Source organism: Salinispora sp. H7-4, assembly GCF_013416675.1.
In the GTDB taxonomy this organism is placed as follows: Bacteria; Actinomycetota; Actinomycetes; order Mycobacteriales; family Micromonosporaceae; genus Micromonospora; species Micromonospora vitiensis.
On record NZ_JABZED010000064.1, the window covers coordinates 84,053 to 97,712 of the forward strand.

The 13,660-nt window shown below is 71.3% G+C and carries 12 protein-coding genes; 2 read left to right on the forward strand and 10 right to left on the reverse strand.

Annotation, left to right across the window (positions count from 1 at the left end; genetic code table 11):
• The first annotated feature begins 105 nt into the window (after positions 1-105).
• Positions 106-789, forward strand: coding sequence for a TetR/AcrR family transcriptional regulator (locus tag H0524_RS23175; protein ID WP_180200551.1), 684 nt, complete (start codon positions 106-108; stop codon positions 787-789).
• A gap of 17 nt (positions 790-806) precedes the next feature.
• Here the strand turns inward: H0524_RS23175 and H0524_RS23180 are convergent, their stop codons facing one another.
• The 10 genes from H0524_RS23180 to rsmI form a co-directional block, all read right to left on the reverse strand.
• Positions 807-1,241, reverse strand: coding sequence for a DUF4383 domain-containing protein (locus tag H0524_RS23180; protein WP_180200552.1), 435 nt, complete (start codon positions 1,239-1,241; stop codon positions 807-809).
• Positions 1,242-1,393: 152 nt separating this feature from the next.
• Positions 1,394-1,849: a DUF4383 domain-containing protein gene (locus H0524_RS23185; protein ID WP_180200553.1), complete on the reverse strand. Its 456-nt coding sequence runs from the start codon at positions 1,847-1,849 to the stop codon at positions 1,394-1,396.
• A gap of 108 nt (positions 1,850-1,957) precedes the next feature.
• Positions 1,958-3,754, reverse strand: coding sequence for an ABC-F family ATP-binding cassette domain-containing protein (locus H0524_RS23190; RefSeq protein ID WP_180200554.1), 1,797 nt, complete (start codon positions 3,752-3,754; stop codon positions 1,958-1,960).
• A 98-nt stretch (positions 3,755-3,852) separates the two neighbouring features.
• Positions 3,853-4,800: a 4-(cytidine 5'-diphospho)-2-C-methyl-D-erythritol kinase gene (locus H0524_RS23195; protein WP_180200555.1), complete on the reverse strand. Its 948-nt coding sequence runs from the start codon at positions 4,798-4,800 to the stop codon at positions 3,853-3,855.
• 101 nt (positions 4,801-4,901) lie between these two features.
• A complete protein-coding gene (gene rsmA, locus H0524_RS23200; RefSeq protein ID WP_180200556.1) occupies positions 4,902-5,771 on the reverse strand; it encodes a 16S rRNA (adenine(1518)-N(6)/adenine(1519)-N(6))-dimethyltransferase RsmA in 870 nt (289 codons plus the stop codon).
• Positions 5,772-5,850: 79 nt separating this feature from the next.
• Entirely contained in the window at positions 5,851-6,792 is a 942-nt protein-coding gene (locus H0524_RS23205) for a TatD family hydrolase (RefSeq protein WP_180200557.1), read from the reverse strand.
• A gap of 53 nt (positions 6,793-6,845) precedes the next feature.
• The gene (gene mctP / locus H0524_RS23210) at positions 6,846-8,510 is read right to left on the reverse strand and encodes a monocarboxylate uptake permease MctP (protein ID WP_180200558.1); all 1,665 of its coding nucleotides are present in this window, start codon (positions 8,508-8,510) and stop codon (positions 6,846-6,848) included.
• Complete coding sequence (locus H0524_RS23215) at positions 8,510-8,752, reverse strand: DUF3311 domain-containing protein (protein ID WP_180200559.1); 243 nt, start codon at positions 8,750-8,752, stop codon at positions 8,510-8,512. Before H0524_RS23215 ends, mctP begins: the two co-directional genes overlap by 1 nt.
• A gap of 132 nt (positions 8,753-8,884) precedes the next feature.
• Positions 8,885-10,687 (reverse strand): methionine--tRNA ligase, encoded by a 1,803-nt coding sequence (gene metG, locus H0524_RS23220; protein ID WP_180200560.1) that lies wholly within the window; start codon positions 10,685-10,687, stop codon positions 8,885-8,887.
• A gap of 89 nt (positions 10,688-10,776) precedes the next feature.
• Positions 10,777-11,625 (reverse strand): 16S rRNA (cytidine(1402)-2'-O)-methyltransferase, encoded by an 849-nt coding sequence (gene rsmI / locus H0524_RS23225; protein ID WP_180200610.1) that lies wholly within the window; start codon positions 11,623-11,625, stop codon positions 10,777-10,779.
• A gap of 85 nt (positions 11,626-11,710) precedes the next feature.
• Here rsmI and H0524_RS23230 point away from each other — a divergent pair, with 85 nt between their 5' ends.
• The gene (locus H0524_RS23230; protein ID WP_180200561.1) at positions 11,711-13,402 is read left to right on the forward strand and encodes a phospholipid carrier-dependent glycosyltransferase; all 1,692 of its coding nucleotides are present in this window, start codon (positions 11,711-11,713) and stop codon (positions 13,400-13,402) included.
• The last annotated feature ends 258 nt before the right edge of the window (positions 13,403-13,660 follow it).

Here is a 13,660-nt window from a genome sequence, read left to right on the forward strand (position 1 = left end):
CGACCTGACAGGATGACCGGTGACGGGCTCGACCCACGACCGGATTGCCGGTGACCGACTCGACCCCCACGACCGGACGGCACCGAGCGCCGATGAGGTGACGACATGATGGATGGCCTGGGCAGCGACCACACCCCCGGTCGCCGACGGGGAGCCGCGGCGGCCGGCAAGACCGCGCGGGTACGCATGTCGGCGGCGCAGCGGCGCGAACAACTCATCGCGACCGCGCGCCAGCTCTTCGCCGAACGCGGCTTCGACGCCACCTCGATCGAGGAGGTGGCGGCTCGGGCGAAGGTCTCCAAACCGGTGGTGTACGAGCACTTCGGCGGCAAGGAGGGGCTGTACGCGGTGGTGGTGGACCGGGAGGTCCGCAGCCTGCTCGACCGGATCACCACCGCCCTGACCGCCGGCCACCCACGGGCACTGCTCGAACAGGCCGCGCTGACCCTGCTCACGTACATCGAGGAGGAGAACAGCGGGTTCCGGGTGTTGGTCCGGGAGTCACCCCTGATGTCGTCAACGGGCAACTTCAGCAGCGTCATGAACGACGTCGCGCACCAGGTGGAGCACATCCTCGGCGCCGAGTTCTCCAGCCGCGGGTACGACCCGAAACTGGCCGAACTCTACGCCCAGGCCCTGGTGGGAATGGTGGCGCTGACCGGCCGCTGGTGGCTGGAGGTACGCCGACCGGGCAAGGAGACGGTGGCGGCGCACCTGGTGAACCTGGCCTGGAACGGGCTGTCCCACCTCGAGCCGAAGCCCGGCCTGATCACCGTCCGGAGACGCTGATCCATCGACCGGTCGGCCTACTCCGCCTCGGCGGGCTCCACCGGCCCGACCTTGTCGTAGAGGCCGGTGCCGAGCAGGATCAGCCCGAAGAGCATCGACACGATCACGGTCGACATCGAGAAGCTGAGAAAATTGGCCGAGGTCCGCAGCACCGACATCATCAGGATGCTGGTCACCAGAAAGACGACCCCGGCGATCAGGTTCATGTAGTGGCCGAGATTGCCCCGCCGCGACGCCCCCACCAGGAGGAAGGCGCCGAAGACCACCGAGGCCAACGCGAACGCGAGGTTGGTGCGGAGGCCGAGCACCCATTCTCCGTCCCGGTCGAAGAGCGGGTCACCCAGCGTCTGCGCGGTGCCCCAGACACCGAAGACCAGGATGTAGAGACCGATCAGCCCGGCGAGGACCCGGTAGATCGGCCGCGCCGGATGGTTCAGCGGGATGTGCGCCATGACGCCCTCCGACCACTCGACGACAGCCAGGGGCCATTGTCACCCAGGCCGGGGCCGCGCGTACGGCGAATCGGCCGGTAGCCGCAAGCGCCACGGCGTCCGCCGCGCCCCCGCTGTCGGGATACGGCGGACGCCGTGGCCGAGAGCAGTGGTCAGAGCACCAGCCGCGCCTTCTGCCAGGCCTCCTGCTCCGCGTCGGTGCCGACCTTGCCGTACATCCCGACCATGAGCAGGACCAGGCCGGCCACCATCAGCACCAGGATGGTGGCGATGCTGAAGTTGAAGAAGTTCGCCTCGGTGCGGAGGAGGGCGAGGCCGGCGAGGCTGAGCGCCATCCCCGCGTACCCCAGCCCCTGGTTGATCAGCACGTCGACGTTGCGGCCGATCGCCGTACCGGCCAGCACGGCGCCACCGAGCAGCACGCTGAGCAGCGAGAAGCCAAGGTTCGTGCCCTGACCGAGTACCGCGGTGTCGCCCTGGGCCCAGAGCTCGTCGCCGACGGTCGCGATGAGACCGAGCACGCCGAAGGCGACCAGGTACAGGCCGGTCAGCCCGCCGATCGCCCGGTAGATCGGCCGCGCGGGGTGGTTCACGGGGGTGTGGGCCATGGCTGAGTCTCCAACGACGTTACGGTGAGGGTCGGCGCCGATTGTCCCGTACCGGCCGGTGTGACGCCGCACACGGTCCCGGCCGAATGGGCCGCGGCGCAGCGGCGGTCAGCCGGCCGGGATCTCGTCGGCCAGCGTCAGCCAGGCCTGTTCGACCTGCTCCCGCTCGCCCCGGACCTCCTTGAGCTGGGCGTCCAGCTCCGCCACCCGGGCGTAGTCGGTCGCGTTCGCGGCCAGCTGGTCGAGTAGCTCCGCCTCCCGCTGCTCCAGCCGGCCGACCTGCCGCTCGAGCCGGGCCAGCTCCTTACGGGCCTGGCGGACCTGCGCGGCAGACATCCCGCTCGCCGGCGCCGGCGTCGGCCCCGCACCCGTCGCCGGTCCCGGAGGGCCGCCGTCGGTGGCCCGGGCTAGATACTCGTCCACCCCGCCGGGCAGGTGCACCAACTGGCCGTCGCCGAACATGCCGTACACGGTGTCGGCGACCCGTTCCACCAGGTACCGGTCGTGGCTGGCCACGATGATCACGCCAGGCCAGGAGTCGAGCAGATCCTCGAGCGCGGCGAGGGTGTCGGTGTCCAGGTCGTTGGTGGGCTCGTCCAGCAGGAGCACGTTCGGCTCACCGGCGAGCAGGCGGAGCAGCTGCAGCCGCCGCCGCTCGCCACCGGAGAGATCAGCCACCGGGGTCCAGAGCCGGCGGTCGTCGAAGCCGAAGACCTCGGCAAGCTGGGCGGCGGAGATCTCCCGGTCACCCAACCGGACCCGGCGGGCGATCTCCTCGACCGCCTCGAGGACGCGCAGGTGGCCGGGGAGTTCGGCGAGTTCCTGGGAGAGGAAGGCGGGACGCACCGTGGAACCGGCCACGAACCGGCCATGATCCGGTCGGGTGACGCCGGCGAGCATCCGCAACAGCGTGGTCTTGCCGGCGCCGTTGCGACCGAGGACGGCGATCCGATCCCCGGGACCGACCTGCCAGGTGAGGTCGCGCAGGATCTCCTTCGGCCCCGCGTCCAACCGGACGTGCTCCAGGTCGTACACCTGCTTGCCGAGCCGGGCGGTGGCGAGCCGCTGCAGCGACATGCTGTCCCGCGGCGGCGGAACGTCGGCGATCAGCGCGTTCGCCGCGTCGATGCGGAACTTCGGCTTGGCGGTACGGGCCGGCGCGCCGCGCCGCAGCCAGGCGATCTCCTTGCGGAGCAGATTCTGGCGGCGCGCCTCGGTGGCGGCGGCGACCCGTTCCCGTTCGACCCGGGCGAGGGTCCAGGCGGCGAACCCACCCTCGTACGCCCGGACGGTCTGGTCGGCGACCTCCCAGGTGGTGGTGCAGACGGCGTCGAGGAACCAACGGTCGTGGGTGACCACGACGAGCGCACCTCGGCGGGCGAGCAGGTGCCGGGCCAGCCAGTCGATGCCGCCGACATCAAGGTGGTTGGTGGGCTCGTCGAGGATCAGTAGGTCGGCCTCGCGAACCAGCAGCGCGGCCAGGGCGACTCGCCGGCGCTCGCCGCCGGACATCGGGCCGACCGGAGCGTCGAGGCCGAGGTGCGGCATCCCGAGGCCGTCGAGGACCGCCCGGACTCCGGCGTCGCCGGCCCACTCGTGCTCGGCGCCCATCCCCTCGGCCAGCCACGCGGTACCCAGGACCACGTCTCGGACGGTCGCGTCGGGGGCGAGCTGCAGGGTCTGCGGCAACGCGGCGACGCGCAGGTCACGCCGGTGGGTCACCCGGCCGTCGTCCGGCTCCTCCTGCCGGGTGAGCAGGCGCAGCAGGGTGGACTTGCCGGCGCCGTTGAGGCCCACCACACCGATCCGGTCGGCGTCGTCGAGACCGAGCGAGACATCGGTGAGCAGCGGCCCGGCAGCGCCGTAGCCCTTGGACACCCGGTCCAGGTTGACGATGTTGGCCACTACACCCCTTCCATGGTCAAGGGCGCCCGGCACCGGATCGGCAGCCAAGGACGCCCGAGGCAAGGGTACGCGGGCGCCGGGGGCCGACGCCGGGGACGTCAGCCGATCCGGGCCCCGGCGACCGGGCCGTGTGCGGTGCGCGCCTGTCGGCACACGTCGAGGGCGCCCAGCTCGGCGGCGATGCGCTCCGCCTCGGCTGCTCCGGTGGCGAGGAAGACGCAGGTCGGACCGGAGCCGGAGACGATACCCGCGAGCGCCCCCGCCGCCTCGCCCGCCTTCAGGGTGGCGGCCAGGGACGGCCGCAGGGCGAGTGCGGCGTCCTGGAGATCGTTGCCGAGGGCTGCGGCGAGCACCCGGGGGTCAGACTGCCGAAGGGCGGCGAGGAGGGTGTCGGTGCTGCCGAGTGGGGGGCCGGCGGCCCCGGCCTCGCGGAGCCGATCGAGTTCCCGGTACGCGACCGGCGTGGAGAGGCCACCGTCGGCGACCGCGACGACCCAGTGCCAGACGGTCGGCCGGGCCAGTACCGGGCTGACCGCCTCACCCCGGCCGGTGCCGAGCGCGGTGCCACCGTGGATCAGGAACGGCACGTCGGAACCGAGGCCGGCGGCGACCTCCGCCAACTCGTCCCGCGACAGCCCGGTCCCCCACAGCGCGTCGCAGGCGACCAGCGCGGCGGCGGCATCGGCGCTGCCCCCGGCGAGCCCACCGGCCAGGGGAATCTGCTTCCGCAGGTGCAGCCGGGCGTGCGGCGGCACCCCGGCGGAGCTGGCGAGGGCGCGGGCAGCGCGAATAACCAGGTTCGACTCGTCCAGGGCCAGCTCGCCGGTCCCCTCGCCCGCCATCGTCAGGCTGAGGGTGTCGCCCCGGCGGGCGGTCAACTCGTCGTGCACAGAGATCGCGTGGTAGACGGTGTTGAGCTCGTGATAGCCGTCCCGGCGTAGCGGGCCCACCCCCAGATGCAGATTGATCTTGGCGGGGACTCGTACCCGGACCGGCCCGCTGACACCTCGCGGTTCGTCATCCTCCGGTCGCCATGCCTCGGTCACGAGATGGCGTCCCCGACCGGGCCCCGGCTCACCGTCCCCGGCGCGACGGGCGGGGACAACGGCCTGGCTTTTCCAACTTCCTTGACGGGCACGGCGTCAGCCTACTGCCCGGTGGGAGTGGCGGCCGGGGCCGACGCGGCGATCGCGACGAACTGCTCGACCGGGAGCGCCTCCCCGCGGGCGCGGGGATCCACTCCGGCGGCGGTGAGCACCGCCGCCGCCCGGTCCGCACCGCCGGCCCAGCCGGCCAGGGCCGCGCGAAGGGTTTTGCGACGCTGGGCGAACGCGGCGTCCACCACCGCGAAGACCCGCTCCCGGGACCCGCCCACGCCCGGCGGTTCCCGACGGGTGAAGGCGACCAGCCCGGAGTCGACGTTCGGCACCGGCCAGAACACGTTCGGCGGCACCTTGCCCGCCGCGCGGACGTGGGCGTACCAGGCAAGTTTGACCGACGGCACGCCGTACACCCGGGAACCGGGACCGGCGACGAGTCGATCGGCGACCTCCTTCTGCACCATGACCAGGCCGTGCCGCAGCGTCGGCAACTCGGCGAGCAGGTGCAGCACCACCGGCACGGCGACGTTGTACGGCAGGTTGGCGACCAGCGCGGTCGGCGCGGGATCGGCGAGCTGACCGGCGGTGACCCGGAGCGCGTCGGCGCGGTGCACGGAGAGCCGGCCGGCGGCGGGGCCGGCGTGCCGGGCGGCGGTCTCCGGCAGGGCGGCGGCGAGGACCGGGTCGATCTCGACGGCGTGCACGTGCGCGGCGACCGGCAGCAGCGCGAGGGTGAGTGAGCCGAGTCCCGGCCCCACCTCCAACACCACGTCCTCGGCGGTCAGACCGGCGGTGGTGACGATCCGCCGCACCGTGTTGGGGTCGTGCACGAAGTTCTGGCCGAGTCGCTTCGTGGGAGCGACGCCGAGGCGGGCGGCGAGGTCCCGGATCTCCGCCGGGCCGAGGAGACCGGTCACGCCCGCTAGCGTAGGTGGACGCCGGGGCGCACCGGGCAGGGGCCCGCCACCTCCCGGCGAAATCCCGTCAGCACCACCGTCACCAGGGGCCGAAGGCCCGCTCGCCGGTACGGGAGAGGGCCGCGCAGAGCTCGTCCAGGTCGCTGCCGGTGGTGGCGGCGAGCGCGCGGACGGTGAGCGGGATCAGGTACGACGCGTTGGGCCGGCCCCGGTGCGGCACCGGAGTGAGATACGGCGCGTCCGTCTCCACGAGGAGGTGATCCAGCGGGGTCACCGCGGCGGCCTCCCGCAGCGCCGCGGCACTGTTGAAGGTGACGGTGCCGGCGAAGCTGAGTAGGTAGCCGCGGCGCACGCACGCGCGGGCGAACTCGGCGTCGCCGGAGAAGCAGTGCATCACCACCGTCTCCGGGGCGCCCGCGTCGTCCAGGATCCGCAACACGTCGGCGTGCGCGTCGCGGTCGTGGACCACCAGGGTCCGGCCGTACCGCTTGGCGATGTCGATGTGGGCCCGGAAGCTGGCCTCCTGCGCGGCCCGCCCGTCCTCGCCGGTGCGGAAGAAGTCCATCCCGGTCTCGCCGACGCCCCGTACCCGGTCCTGGCCGGCCAGCGACTCGACGACCCGCAGCGCCTCGTCCAGCTCCGCCAGCCGGGGCGCCTCGTTGGGGTGCAGCGCGACGGTGGCGACGACCGCCGGATGGCGCCGGGCCAGCTCCGCCCCCCACCGGGACGAGTCGACGTCGACCCCCACCTGCACCAACCGGTCCACCCCAACCTCCGCGGCCGCCTCGACCACCGCCCGGACCGGGTCAGCCATCGGGTCACCGGCCGCCTCCGACTGCGGAGTCTGCGGCCCCGGGGTGCGTCGCGGGATAACCCCGGCCTCACCGATCGTGATGTCGAGGTGGGTGTGGCTGTCGGGCACCGGTCGGGGCAGTGGCTCGGGCATGGACGGGAACTCCCCGACCCGCCGGGCCGGGCGCAGGGTGCGGGCTTCGGTCTGCTCGGTCATCGGCCCAAGCATCACACACCAGCACCGGCAGCCGCCCGCTACCCGGTGTGCACCCGGACCATCGGCTACCCGGCATTCGCGCCCGCCACCGATTCCGGGGCAGCGTCGACGCCCCGGTGCTCGCCCCGGCTCACCCGCGGGTCCCCCTCGTCGGCGAAGTAGTCGTCCGGGCTGGTCCGGTCGCCCCCGTCGGCCACCTTCGCGGTCCGCAGCACCAGCGTCAGCACTGTCGCGACCAACAGGTTGGCCAGCACGGCCACGAACCCGGCGTAGATGGTCATCGTCGTGTCGAAGCCGAACTTCTCCAGGGGAAACGCGGAGCCGCCGAAGTGACTCCGGGTCGGGCTGGACACCTGGTAGAGCATCCACATTCCCAGGGACATGCCGACGGCCCAACCGGCGATCAGCGCACCGCGGTGGAACCAGCGGGTGTAGAGGCCGAGGGCCACCGCCGGCAGCGTCTGCAGGATGATCACGCCGCCGATCAGCTGAAGATCGATGGAGAACTGCGGGTCGAGGAAGACGATGCAGGCTACTGCGCCGATCTTCACCACCAACGAGGTGAGCTTGGAGACCTTCGCCTCCTGCGCTGGGGTGGCGTCCCGCCGCAGATACTCCTTGTAGATGTTGCGGGTGAACAGATTCGCTGCCGCGATCGACATGATCGCCGCCGGCACCAGCGCCCCGATGCCGATGGCCGCGTACGCGACGCCGGTGAACCAGCTCGGGAACTGCTGGTCGAAGAGCACCGGAACAATGGTGTTGTTGTCCACCGTGCCCGCGGTCGCCCCGGGCAGCGGCTGCACGTCGGCCGCGATCGCCATGAAGCCGAGCAGCGCGATGAGCCCCAGCAGCACACTGTAGGCGGGCAGCGCCGACATGTTCCGCTTGATGACGTCCCGGTTCCGGCTGGCCAGCACACCGGTGATGCTGTGCGGGTACAGGAAGAGCGCCAGCGCAGAGCCGAAGGCCAGGGTGAGGTACTGGACCTGGTTGTTGGCATTGAGCAGAATCCCGTCGTTGGGATTCGGTGATGCCGCGAACTTCGCGTCGGCAGCGTCGAAGATCTCTCCCCAGCCCCCCAGCTTGTACGGCAGGTACAGCACCGCCGCCAGGATCACCACGTAGATCAGGGTGTCCTTGACGAAGGCGATCAGCGCCGGCGCACGGAGCCCGGACTGGTACGTGTACGCCGCCAGGATCGCGAACGCGATGATGATGGGCAGGTGCCGGGCCAGGCTGCTCTCCCCGGTCACGCCCATGGTCTTGAGCACCGCCTCGATCCCGACGAGCTGCAACGCGATGTACGGCATCGTGGCCACAATCCCGGTGATCGCCACAAGTAGGGCGAGGACCGGCGAGTCAAACCGGCTACGGACGAAGTCCGCCGGAGTGACGAAACCGTGCCGGTGCGACACCGACCAGAGTCGACAGAGCACCAGAAAGACCATCGGGTAGATGACGACGGTGTACGGCACCGCGAAGAAGCCCATCGCACCGGCACCGAACACCAACGCCGGCACGGCCACGAAGGTGTACGCGGTGTACAGGTCGCCGCCGATCAGGAACCAGGTGATCCAGCCGCCGAAGTTGCGCCCACCGAGCCCCCACTCGTCGAGGTGGGCCATGTCCTTCGGCGCGCGCCAGCGGGATGCGATGAATCCCATGGCGCTCACCAGCAGGAAGAGCGCGGTAAAGATGCTGATCTCGGTAACGTGCTCACGCCACATCAGCGGTCACCCCGCCTCTTCGTGAGCTGGTACACGAGCGTGGTGACCGCGACGCCGAGCAGAATGTACGCGAGCTGGAGCCAGTAGAACCGCGGGAAGCCGAAAACCCGGGGTGAGTCGGTGTTGTAGAACGCTGGTATCAACGGCACGACGACCGGCACGAAGAGCAGCCAGTTCCAGGGGCTCTTGTCCTTCGCCCGGGTCTTCGCGGCGGCCGGCGTCTGGGGTTCGGGTGTGGCCATCGGCCCACCTCCGGTGCGGGTGATCGGGTGTGGCGGCCGAGACTACGACCGCATGATCACCGTCACCTGCCGCCGGTGGGCCGCTGCGCCGAGCGGTGGATCCGCTGCGGCGAGCGGCACGGCCACCAGCGCTCAGCCCGCCAGGCGGGCCAGCTCCTCGTCCACGATCGACGGGTCGAGTTTGCGGAACACCGGCTTGGGCGGGTCGAGTGCCCGCCCCACCTCCAGCGGCACCGACTCCCACCGGGCACCGACCGTGTAGTCGCCGGTCAGCACCGGGTAGTCCGGCCCACCGTCGAGGTCCGCAACCTCCTCGATCACCGGCATCGGCGCGTGCACCCCGGTGCCGCCGAGCAGCTGGTGGATCTGCTGCGCGGAGTGCGGCAGGAAGGGGGTGAGCAGCGTGTTCGCGTCGCTGACCACCTGCAGGGCGACGTGCAGGACGGTGCCCATCCGCGGCCGGTCCGCCTCGCCCTTGAGCTTCCACGGCGCCTGCTCGGAGAGGTAGCGGTTAGCCTCGGCCACCACCTTCATCGCCTCGCCGATCGCCTGCTTCTGCCGGTGCCGGCCGATCAGCTCGCCGACCGTGTCGAAGCCGGCCCGGGCCACCGCGAGCAGCGCCTCGTCGGCCTCGGTGAGCCCGGCCGGGTCAACCGGGGGGATCGCGCCGAAGTTCTTCGCGGCCATCGAGATGGAGCGGTTGACCAGGTTGCCCCAGCCGGCGACCAGCTCGTCGTTGTTACGCCGGAGGAACTCCGCCCAGGTGAAGTCGGTGTCGTTGCTCTCCGGACCGGCCACCGCGATGAAGTAGCGCAACGCGTCGGCGTCGTAGCGCTCCAGGAAGTCGCGGACGTAGATAACCACGCGCCGGGACGAGGAGAACTTCCGCCCCTCCATGGTCAGGAACTCGCTGGAGACCACCTCGGTGGGCAGGTTCAGCCGACCCAACTCTCCCGGCTGGCCGTCGTGGGAGCCTTCGCCGGAGTAGCCGGCGAGCAGCGCCGGCCAGATTACCGAGTGGAAGACGATGTTGTCCTTGCCCATGAAGTAGTGGCTGGGGGCGTCCTTGCCCGGCCCGTCCGCCGACCACCACCGGCGCCACGCCTGTGGGTCACCGGAGCGGCGGGCCCACTCGATCGAGGCGGAGAGGTAGCCGATCACCGCGTCGAACCACACGTAGATGCGCTTGTCGCCGCGCTCCCGCCAGCCGTCGAGCGGGACCGGTACGCCCCACTCCAGGTCCCGGGTGATCGCCCGGGGCTGGAGGTCGTCCAGCAGGTTCTTGGAGAAGCGCAGCACGTTCGGCCGCCAGCCCTCCCGCGTGCCCAGCCACTGCCCCAGGACGTCGGCGAGCGCCGGCAGGTCGAGGAAGAAGTGTTCGGTCTCGACGAACTTCGGCGTCTCCCCGTTGATCTTCGACTTCGGGTGTCGCAGGTCGATCGGGTCAAGCTGGTTGCCGCAGCTGTCGCACTGGTCGCCGCGGGCGCTGTCGTAGCCACAGATCGGGCAGGTGCCCTCGATGTAGCGATCGGGCAGAGTCCGACCGGTGGACGGGGAGATGGCACCCATGGTGGTCTTCGGCACGATGTAGCCGTTGCGGTACATCCCCTCGAACAGCTCCTGCACCACGGCGTAGTGGTTGCCGGTGGTGGTCCGGGTGAACAGGTCGTAGGAGAGTCCGAGCCCGTGCAGGTCCGTCACGATCACCCGGTTGTAGCGGTCGGCCAGCTCACGGGGGGTGACCCCCTCCGCGTCGGCCTGCACCTGGATCGGCGTGCCGTGTTCGTCGGTGCCGGAGACCATGAGCACGTCGTGGCCGGCCATCCGCATGTACCGGGCGAAGACGTCAGAGGGAACGCCGAAGCCGGAGACGTGGCCGATGTGGCGCGGGCCGTTGGCGTAGGGCCAGGCAACCGCCGCGAGAACGTGACTCATGGCCAACAAGCCTAGTGACCCCGGCCGCCGGGCCGCGAACCAACAGGCCCGGCGGCCGCCCGGGTCACTTCTCTTCCGTGGGCCCCACCTCACCGATGGACGATGTCGTAGACCTCACGTCGGCGTAGCCCGTACTCGACGGCGACCTCGGTCACCGCGTCCCGACGGGAACGTCCGGTCGCTTCCCGGGCGGCGACCGCGGCGCGCAACGTCTCGTCGTCCGGACGTTGCCGGGCCGGACCCGAGGCCCCCGCCACCACCAGGGTGATCTCGCCCCGCGCCGGCTCCTCGGCGGCCCAGCTCGCCAACTCACCGAGTGGACGCCGGAGCACCTGTTCGTAGGTCTTGGTCAGCTCCCGGCAGAGCGCCGCCGGCCGGTCCACGCCGAACGCCGCGGCCAGGTCGGCGAGGGCCGCGGCGACCCGGTGCGGCGCCTCGAAGAAGACCAGGGTGCGTTCCTCGGTGGCGAGCGCGGTCAGCCGGGCGCGGCGCGAGCCCGGGCTGCGGGGCAGGAAGCCCTCGAAGCAGAACCGGTCGCTGGCCAGCCCGGAGAGGGTGAGGGCGGTGGTGACCGCGCTGGGGCCGGGGGCGGCGGTGATCGGTATCCCGGCGTCCACCGCCGCCCGGACCAGCCGGTAGCCCGGGTCCGAGACGCTGGGCATGCCGCCGTCGGTGATCAGGGCCACGCTGAGGCCGGCGCGGAGCGCCTCGACAAGTTCCGGCGTACGGCGTTCCTCGTTCCCCTCAAAATATGAGACCATCCGCCCGGAAACGGTCACCTCGAGCTCCCGGGCCAACCGGGCCAGGCGCCGGGTGTCCTCGGCTGCCACCAGGTCAGCGGTTGCGAGCACCTCGCGGAGCCGGGCGGAGGCGTCGGCCGGATTTCCGAGCGGCGCGCCGAGCAGGACCAAGCGCCCGATATCGGACTTCGCATCCACGAAAGGACGCTCCTTCATCGACGGTTACAATTCTGGCTCAGGGCAGTGGGCACGCCGGCCCACCTTCGCAGCCTACGATCACGGGGTGACCCAGGCGTCAACAGCGCACCCCGCCGGCCGGTCCGGGCCGGAACAGCCCGAGCAGACGGGCCGGAACCTGCCCACCGGCAAGGGCCTTCCCGACCTCGTCCGCCGCCGGCTGGCCACCGTTGACAACCGGCTCGACCGGCGGTCCTGGCTGGCCACCGCGATGATCGTCGCGATCGCGGCGGTCCTGCGCTTCGTCAACCTCGGCACCCCGCCCGGCAAGATCTTCGACGAGGTCTACTACGCCCGCGAGGGCTGGGCTCTGGTCGACCGGGGCGTCGAGTGGAACTACCAGGACGACGCCCCGTCGTACGTGGTCCACCCGCCCCTGGGCAAGTGGCTCATCGGGCTCGGCGAGTGGGCCTTCGGATACCGCGACACCGAACAGGGGATCGCCGCCGCCGGGCACCTGATCACCACCGCCCCCGAGGTGGGCTGGCGATTCTCGGCAGCGCTGATCGGCACCCTCTCGGTGCTGCTGCTGGTCCGGATCGCGCGCCGACTGTTCGGCTCCACCGTGCTGGGCTGCGCCGCCGGGCTGCTGCTGGCCCTGGACGGCTTCCACCTGGTGCTGTCCCGCACCGCACTGCTCGACATCTTTCTGCTCTTCTTCGTGCTGGCGTCGTTTGGCGCACTGGTTCTCGACCGGGACACCCGGCGCCGCCGCTGGGCGGAGACCCTCACCGCCGGGCTGAACCCGGGCCACCCACCAGCCGCCGACCGACCCGCCGGTGGCTGGCGGACGTGGCCGTGGTGGCGGCTGGCCGCCGGGGTGCTGTTCGGCTGCGCCTGCGCGGTGAAGTGGAGTGCGCTGTACTTCCTCCCGGTGTTCGCGCTCCTGGTGATCCTCTGGGAGGTCGGCGCCCGCCGCTCCGCACAGGTACGCCGGCCGTGGCGGCGCACCCTGCGCGACGAGACACCCTGGCTGCTGCTGGCCGGGCTGCTGATGGTGGTCACCTACCTCGCCACCTGGTCCGGATGGCTGCTGGGCGACGAGGGGTTCTACCGGGTGCCCGACGCACAGCGCTGGCCGCAGGCCGCGCTGAGCGACACCCCCGTCATCGGGACGCTACAGAACCTGATCGAGTACCACCGGCAGGCGTACGGCTTCCACCGGCAGCTCGACAGCGCGCACACGTACCAGTCCTGGCCCTGGCAGTGGCTCCTCCTGGCGCGGCCGGTCGCGTTCTACTGGTCGGGCGAGGGAACCTGCGCCGCGGCGAACTGCGCCACCGAGGTGCTGCTGCTGGGCACGCCGCTGCTCTGGTGGTCCTTCCTACCCGCTCTGGCCGCGCTCGCCTGGCTGGGCCTCGCGCGACGGGACTGGCGGGCCGGGGCGATCCTGCTCTGTGTGGCGGCCGGGATACTGCCCTGGTTCTGGTACGCGACGGACAGCGGGCGCACCATGTTCTCCTTCTACACCGCCCCGGCGCTCCCGTTCCTGGTGCTCGCGGTGACCTACGTGCTGGGTGTGATCATCGGCTCGCCGGCGGCGAACGCTTCGGCGCACACACCGCAGACCCCGGCAGCAGGCGACGGGGGGCAACGGCTCGTCGGCGCCGTCATCGCCGGAGGGTTCGTGCTGCTGGTGGCGCTCAACTTCGCCTACTTCTATCCGATCTTCGTGGGTGAGCCGATTCCGTACGACAGCTGGTCCAACCGGATGTGGCTGGACAGCCGATGGATCTGACCGGCTTCGGCTGGGCCGGGCGGGCGCCGGTTGGGTCGGGCCGGCGCCGGCTCTGGCACCCGGAATAACGAAAAGGGCCCGCACGCGAGACGTGTGGGCCATGCCAAAGAGAAGCGCGCCCCGATCGCCTGCCACGGGGGAAGCGGGCGATTGGAGCGCGCAGCAAAAGCTTAACCAGCTTGGAGCGATGGCACAACTGGCCGGGTTGGGTCAGATTTACGACGATCGCCACGCCGATCCGTCGCTTGCGGTCGAGAC

Coding starts and splice junctions, on each gene's coding strand:
- H0524_RS23175 (WP_180200551.1), top strand. CDS start 106: ATGATGGATGGCCTGGGCAGCGACCACACCCCCGGTCGCCGACGGGGA.
- H0524_RS23180 (WP_180200552.1), bottom strand. CDS start 1,241: ATGGCGCACATCCCGCTGAACCATCCGGCGCGGCCGATCTACCGGGTC.
- H0524_RS23185 (WP_180200553.1), bottom strand. CDS start 1,849: ATGGCCCACACCCCCGTGAACCACCCCGCGCGGCCGATCTACCGGGCG.
- H0524_RS23205 (WP_180200557.1), bottom strand. CDS start 6,792: ATGCTTGGGCCGATGACCGAGCAGACCGAAGCCCGCACCCTGCGCCCG.
- mctP (WP_180200558.1), bottom strand. CDS start 8,510: ATGTGGCGTGAGCACGTTACCGAGATCAGCATCTTTACCGCGCTCTTC.
- H0524_RS23215 (WP_180200559.1), bottom strand. CDS start 8,752: ATGGCCACACCCGAACCCCAGACGCCGGCCGCCGCGAAGACCCGGGCG.
- metG (WP_180200560.1), bottom strand. CDS start 10,687: ATGAGTCACGTTCTCGCGGCGGTTGCCTGGCCCTACGCCAACGGCCCG.